6 protein-coding genes are annotated in these 6,548 nt (G+C 65.1%); 5 read left to right on the top strand and 1 reads right to left on the bottom strand.

What is annotated here, in order from left to right; translation table 11 throughout:
* The first annotated feature begins 38 nt into the window (after positions 1 to 38).
* The 5 genes from ACPGXI_RS16940 (at position 39) to ACPGXI_RS16920 (ending at position 5,538) form a co-directional block, all read left to right on the top strand.
* Entirely contained in the window at positions 39 to 1,448 is a 1,410-nt protein-coding gene (locus ACPGXI_RS16940) for a WS/DGAT/MGAT family O-acyltransferase (protein ID WP_526655013.1), read from the top strand.
* An 83-nt stretch (positions 1,449 to 1,531) separates the two neighbouring features.
* Positions 1,532 to 2,371, top strand: coding sequence for a polyphosphate kinase 2 (gene ppk2, locus ACPGXI_RS16935; RefSeq protein WP_526654999.1), 840 nt, complete (start codon positions 1,532 to 1,534; stop codon positions 2,369 to 2,371).
* A 44-nt stretch (positions 2,372 to 2,415) separates the two neighbouring features.
* Entirely contained in the window at positions 2,416 to 2,949 is a 534-nt protein-coding gene (locus ACPGXI_RS16930) for a DUF6912 family protein (RefSeq protein WP_526655011.1), read from the top strand.
* Between the two features lie 86 nt (positions 2,950 to 3,035).
* Positions 3,036 to 4,190 (top strand): ferredoxin reductase, encoded by a 1,155-nt coding sequence (locus tag ACPGXI_RS16925; RefSeq protein WP_526654997.1) that lies wholly within the window; start codon positions 3,036 to 3,038, stop codon positions 4,188 to 4,190.
* 82 nt (positions 4,191 to 4,272) lie between these two features.
* Positions 4,273 to 5,538, top strand: a complete 1,266-nt coding sequence (locus ACPGXI_RS16920; protein WP_526654995.1) for a fatty acid desaturase family protein — start codon at positions 4,273 to 4,275, stop codon at positions 5,536 to 5,538.
* A 27-nt stretch (positions 5,539 to 5,565) separates the two neighbouring features.
* Here the strand turns inward: ACPGXI_RS16920 and ACPGXI_RS16915 are convergent, their stop codons facing one another.
* A complete protein-coding gene (locus ACPGXI_RS16915) occupies positions 5,566 to 6,426 on the bottom strand; it encodes an aldo/keto reductase (protein ID WP_526654993.1) in 861 nt (286 codons plus the stop codon).
* Positions 6,427 to 6,548 lie beyond the last annotated feature (122 nt).

Genomic DNA, 6,548 nt, shown 5'->3' with positions numbered 1-6,548 from the left:
CACGATCGTCGGGTGATGGAAGGGAGGTCGGCCACGACATGTTGACGAGATTGTCGGCGTCGGACGCGACTTTCTTCAGGATGGAGAACTCGGCGACCCCGATGTACGTCGGGTCGCTGTCGATCCTGCGCAAACCCCGCAATGGGCTGAGCTACGAAACCGTCCTGGCAACCGTCGAACAGCGGTTGCCGCAGATTCCGCGGTACCGGCAGAAGGTCCGCGAAGTGCGGTTCGGGCTGTCGAGGCCGGTCTGGGTCGACGACCCCGACTTCGACATCACCTACCACATTCGCCGCTCGGCGCTGCCGTCGCCGGGCAGCGACTCCCAGCTGCACGAACTCATCGCGCGGCTGGGGTCCCGCCCGCTGGACAAGTCCCGCCCGCTGTGGGAGATGTACCTGATCGAGGGCCTGGCGAAGAATCGGATCGCGATCTACACCAAATCGCACCAGGCGCTGGTCAACGGTATGACCGCGCTGGAGATCGGCCATGTGATCGCCGACCGGACCCAGAAGCCGCCGGCCTTCGGTGAGGACATCTGGATCCCGTCGCGCGAACCCGGCGACGGCCAACTGGTGCTCGGCGCCCTGGGTGAGTGGGTCGCCCGGCCCACCGCGCAGGCTGCGGCGCTGCGTTCGGCGGTCACCGAGACGGTGACCAGCACCGGCCAGATGATCGACCTGGGTCGCCGGTTCGCCAGCATGGCCCGCACCGTGGCGCGCGGTACCGCGCCAAGCAGCCCGCTGAACACCACGGTGTCGCGCAACAGGCGGTTCTCGGTGTCATCGGGCAGCCTCGAAGTGTTCCGCCAGCTGCGCGCCCGCTACGACTGCAACGTCAACGACGTCGTGCTGGCGGTGGTCGCGGGCGCGCTGCGGAACTGGCTGCTGTCCCGGGGTGAGCCGGTGACGTCGACGATGACCGTGCGGGCGATGGCCCCGATGTCGGTGTACCCCGACGCCGAACTGCACTCCACCGGTCCCGGCCAGGCAATCAGCGAGGTGTCGCCGTTCCTGGTGGATCTTCCGGTCGGCGAAGCCAACCCGGTGGTGCGGTTGTCGCAGATCACCCACGCCACCGAATCGCACTCCACCGCGGCCAGCCTGGTCGACGCCCGGACCATCGTCACGCTGACCGGCTTTGGTCCGCCCACGTTGCACGCCATGGGCATCCGGGTCGCGACCACCTTCTCGGCCCGCCAGTTCAACCTGCTGATCACCAACGTGCCGGGCGCCCAGAAGCAGATGTACATCGCCGGCACCAAGTTGCTGGAGACCTACGCCGTGCCGCCGCTGCTGCACAACCAGGTTCTGGCGATCGGCGTGACCTCCTATAACGGCATGCTGTATTTCGGGATCAACGCAGACCGTGACGCGATGAGCGATGTGGATATGCTGCCCAGCCTGCTCCGCGAAGCACTCGACGAGCTGGTGGAGGCCGCACAATAGCGCCTTCGGTTCGCCCCGAGAGCCGTGTCACTTGGCATCGCAGAAGCGCCATGTCATCGGCACGGCCGCATTAGGATTTGCGGGTGGGCAAGAAGAAGGTCGGCGCGCACAAGCCGAACAAGATCCCCAATGGCCTCTACCACGCAGAATTGTTCCGTCTTCAAACGGAATTGGTGAAATTGCAGGAATGGGTCCGTGAAACCGGCGCCCGCGTCGTCGTCGTCTTCGAGGGTCGCGACGCCGCCGGCAAGGGCGGCACGATCAAACGGATCACCGAGCATCTGAACCCGCGCCTCACCCGGATTGTCGCGCTGCCGGCGCCTTCGGACCGCGAGCAGGGGCAATGGTATTACCAGCGCTACATCGCCCACTTGCCCGCCAAGGGGGAGATCGTGTTGTTCGACCGGTCCTGGTACAACCGCGCCGGAGTGGAGAAGGTGATGGGTTTCTGTACCCCCGCCGAGCACACGCTGTTCCTGAGGCAGACACCGATTTTCGAGCAGATGCTCATAGAAGACGGTGTGCTGCTGCGCAAGTATTGGTTCTCGGTATCCGACGATGAACAACTTCGACGGTTCCGGTCCCGCCACAACGACCCGCTGCGGCAGTGGAAGCTCAGCCCGATGGATCTGGAGTCGGTGTACCGCTGGGAGGACTACTCACGGGCCAAGGATCAGATGATGGTGCACACCGATACGCCGCTGAGCCCGTGGTACATCGTCGAATCCGATGTGAAAAAGCACGCGCGGCTGAACATGATCGCGCATCTGCTGTCCACCATCGACTACTACGACGTTGATCGTCCGAAGGTCACCCTGCCGAAGAAGCCGGTGCTCACCGGAGATTACCGGCGCCCGGTGCGCGAGTTGTCAACCTACGTCGACGACCACGTCGCGACGCTGGGCGTTGGCCTGAAGACCTAGGAGACCTGGAGACCTAGGAGAGCGGGCACCCTCGCTACTCTTGTCTGGTGCGCGTCTACGTCCCGGCAACCCTGGCCATGCTGCAGCAACTGGTCGCCGAGGGATCACTCCGCCCGGTCAACGGGACCGCGTTCGCGGTGACCCCGACGCTGCGGGAGGCCTACTCCGACGGGGACGATGAGCAACTCGCCGATATCGCGTTGCGGGATGCGGCGCTGGCCTCGCTGCGGCTCATCGGTGCCGACTCAGGGGAAACAGGCGGGCCGGGATCCGAGGGGCTCCCCGCCCGCCGCGCTGTGCTGGAGGCTGATGTCCAGGAAGACGTCGCCGGCATCACGTTGCGACCCGACCTCGACGATGCTGTCGTGCGGTTGGCGGGCGAGATTTCACTAGAGCGAGTGATCGCCGCCTACGTCGACAACCCGGCAGCCGAGTCCGCGGTGCTGGCCGCAGTCGAGGTGATTGACGCCGCGGATCTGGGGGACGAGGACGCCGAGCTCACGGTCGGGGATGCCCAGGACCACGACCTGGCCTGGTACGCGCCCCAGGAGCTGCAGTTTTTGCTGGACCTGCTCTGAGGGCGGGGGTACGGTACCGTAGGTTACGGTACCGTAGGTAGGCGATTGCGGAACTCGTAGTAGCCGCAGATCGGGTAGGAGCCGTCATGGCCAAGAGCAGCATCAAGACTACGGCCAAGGTGGCCGATACCGTGCGTCCCTCAGTCGCGGGAGTCGCACGCAATCGCGGCTGGCACGTCCTGCGCACCATCGCCGGTCGGATCACCACGCCGTTGTTGCCCGACGATTATCTGAAGCTGGCCAACCCGCTGTGGTCGGCACGGGAGCTGCGGGGCAGGGTGCTCGACGTGCGCCGGGAAACAGTCGACTCGGCGACCCTGGTCATCAAGCCGGGCTGGGGATTCTCGTTCGACTATCAGGCCGGCCAGTACGTGGGCATCGGCCTGCTCGTCGACGGACGCTGGCGGTGGCGGTCATACTCGCTGACCAGCGTCCCCGAAGAGCGTGCGGTGCGCGGCAAGGGGCCGCGCACGATCACCATCACCGTCAAAGCCATGCCCGAGGGCTTCCTGTCGACCCACCTGGTCGGAGGCGTGGAGCCCGGCACGATAGTGAGACTTGCTGCGCCCCAGGGTAATTTCGTCATGCCCGACCCAGCCCCGGCATCGGTCCTGTTCCTCACTGCGGGCTCGGGCATCACCCCGGTGATGTCGATGCTGCGGACGTTGGTGCGCCGCGGGCAACTGGGCGATGTCCTGCACGTGCATTCGGCGCCGACAGCGGCCGACGTGCTGTTTGCCGAGGAGCTGTCCGAGCTCGCAAATCGGTTCAGCGGCTATGAACTGCAACTGCGCGCCACCCGGGCCGAGGGTCGGCTGGATCTTGCCCGCCTCGACGATGTGGCCCCGGATTGGCGGGAGCGTCAGACCTGGGCGTGTGGACCCGAAGCGCTGCTCGGGGCTGCGCTACGCACCTGGTCGGACGCGGGGATCGCCGATCGACTGCATCTGGAGAGGTTCGCTGCCGCACGCGGCCCCGTGCACGGCAGCGGCGGCACGGTCGAGTTCGCACGTGCGGGCAAGACGACGACGGTGGACGCGGCGACCTCGTTGATGGATGCCGGCGAGGCCGCCGGCGTGCAGATGCCGTTCGGCTGCCGCATGGGTATCTGCCAGTCGTGCGTGGTCGGTCTGCTGAAGGGGCACGTGCGCGATCTGCGCACCGGTGTCGAACACGAGCCCGGCAGCCGGGTGCAGACGTGCATCTCGGCGGCATCGGGAGATTGTGTGCTCGACGCCTGAGGTTCAGACGCCTGGGGTTTACTGGGCAGTAACCTACGATAACGTAGGTTACCCTGGGGTAGGTCATCGAGAGGAGGCTGCCATGGCGATCACCGACGTGCCCGAGTTCGCGCATCTCACGGACGCGGACATCGAAAACTTGACGCTTGAATTGGATGCGATTCGCCGGGACGTCGAGGACTCCCGCGGCGCGCGGGACACCCGCTACATCCGTCGCACGATCGCCGCCCAGCGCGCCCTGGAAGTGACCGGACGACTGCTGCTGGCGGGCAGCTCCACACGGAAATTCTGGTGGGCCGGCACTGCGACGCTGGGCGTGGCCAAGATCATCGAGAACATGGAGATCGGCCACAACGTCATGCACGGTCAGTGGGACTGGATGAACGATCCCGAAATCCACTCCTCCACATGGGAATGGGATATGAGCGGAGCGTCCAAGCACTGGCGCTTCACCCATAACTTCATGCACCACAAGTACACCAACATCCTTGGCATGGACGACGACGTCGGCTACGGCGTGATCCGGGTGACGCGCGACGAGCGCTGGCGTCCGTTCAACCTGAGCAACCTGTTCTTCAACGCTCTGCTGGCGGTCGGCTTCGAGTGGGGCGTCGGGTTGCAGCACCTGGAACTGGGCAAGATCTTCAAGGGCCGGGACAACCGGCGCGCCACGCTGGTGCGGGTGCGGGAGTTCGGCGTCAAGGCGGGCAACCAGGTGGCCAAGGACTACCTCGCCTACCCGGCGCTGACCTCCCTGTCGCCGGGCGCCACGTTCAAGTCCACGTTGAAGGCGAACGCGTTGGCCAACGTGATCCGAAATGTGTGGGCGAACGCGGTGATCTTCTGCGGCCATTTCCCTGACGGCGCAGAGAAATTCACCAAGACCGACATGGTCGGCGAGTCGCGGGGACAGTGGTACTTGCGGCAGATGCTCGGGAGCGCGAACTTCGAGAACGGGCCCGCACTGCGCTTCATGAGCGGCAACCTGTGCTACCAGATCGAGCACCATCTGTACCCCGATCTGCCCAGCAACAGGCTGCACGAGATCTCACAGCGAGTGCGGGAACTCACCGACAAGTACGACCTGCCCTACACCACGGGATCGTTTCTGGTCCAGTACGGCAAGACCTGGCGGACGATCGCCAAACTGTCTCTGCCGGATCGCTTTCTGACCGACACGTCCGATGATGCTCCGGAAACGCGCAGCGAGCGGATGTTCGCCGAACTGGATCCGGGGGAGCGGCGTGGTCTGAGGTCGGCCATCGCCGCGGTCCGGACTCGTCGTCGCGCCAAGCGCGGGCAGAAGGCCGCGCGCGCCGCCGCCACCCGCGACAATCTGGTGGCCTGAGACCCACCCCTGCTGTTCGCCGTGCTGCTAGCTGGGCACGTAGTCGAAGGTGTCCGGGTTCGGCCCGATACGGCCGCCCTCGCCCTTGTCGAGAGCCGAGATCGCGTCGAGGTCCTCAGCGCTGAGTTCGAAGTCGAACAGCGCGATGTTGTCCTTGATGCGCTGCAGCGTTACTGATTTCGGGAACACGATGTCGCCGCGCTGGATGTGCCAGCGCAGCACCACCTGCGCGGGCGACTTGCCGGTCGTCTCGGCGATGCGTGCGACCACGGAGTCGCCCAGCACCCTGCCCTGAGCGATCGGCGACCACGCTTCGGTCGCGATACCGTGCTGCTGCCCGTACGCGCGCACCTCGTTGTTGGCGAAGTACGGGTGGACTTCGATCTGATTGACCGCCGGCACCGTGTCGGTCTCCTCGGCAAGTCGTCGCAGATGTGCGACCTGAAAGTTCGACACCCCGATGCTGCGGGCGCGGCCATCTTTCTTGAACTCTTCCAAGGCTTTCCACGTTGAGACAAAATCGCCGTCATAGAGCGTGGGCAGCGGCCAGTGGATCAGGAATAGGTCGACGTAGGAATCGTCGCCGTCGAAGCCCAGGGCCGACAGCGTCTGATCGAACGCCCGGCGTGCCTCGTCGGGACGATGGAATCCGTTGTTCAGCTTGCTGGTGACGTACACCGCCGCCCGGTCGATTCCGGCATCGCGGATGCCTTCTCCGACTCCCTGCTCGTTTTGGTACATCTGCGCGGTGTCGATGTGGCGGTAGCCGACGTCGAGTGCGGTCTGCACCGCCCCAGCGGTCTCCGCGGGCGGAATCTGGAAGACGCCATAGCCCACCTGGGGAATCTGGGTTCCGTCGTTCAGTTCGATCATGGGTACCCGTGTCATTTCACGCTCACCTTTCTCTCTTCAGTTGGCGTCCGCGTGCCCGGTGGGCACTAGTTGTCCATCACGGCTTGTCCATCATGACAACCCGAACAAGGGTGTGCCGCCTGCTGGACATGTCGATC

Source organism: Mycobacterium sp. (genome assembly GCF_049608025.1).
GTDB lineage: Bacteria > Actinomycetota > Actinomycetes > Mycobacteriales > Mycobacteriaceae > Mycobacterium.
Note: the sequence above shows the minus strand (reverse complement) of the source record. Positions and strands in the feature narration are given on the sequence as shown.

Bases quoted from the DNA above. Each gene is read 5' to 3' on its own strand.
- ACPGXI_RS16940 (WP_526655013.1), top strand. From the start codon at position 39: ATGTTGACGAGATTGTCGGCGTCGGACGCGACTTTCTTCAGGATGGAG.
- ACPGXI_RS16925 (WP_526654997.1), top strand. From the start codon at position 3,036: ATGGCCAAGAGCAGCATCAAGACTACGGCCAAGGTGGCCGATACCGTG.
- ACPGXI_RS16920 (WP_526654995.1), top strand. From the start codon at position 4,273: ATGGCGATCACCGACGTGCCCGAGTTCGCGCATCTCACGGACGCGGAC.
- ACPGXI_RS16915 (WP_526654993.1), bottom strand. From the start codon at position 6,426: ATGACACGGGTACCCATGATCGAACTGAACGACGGAACCCAGATTCCC.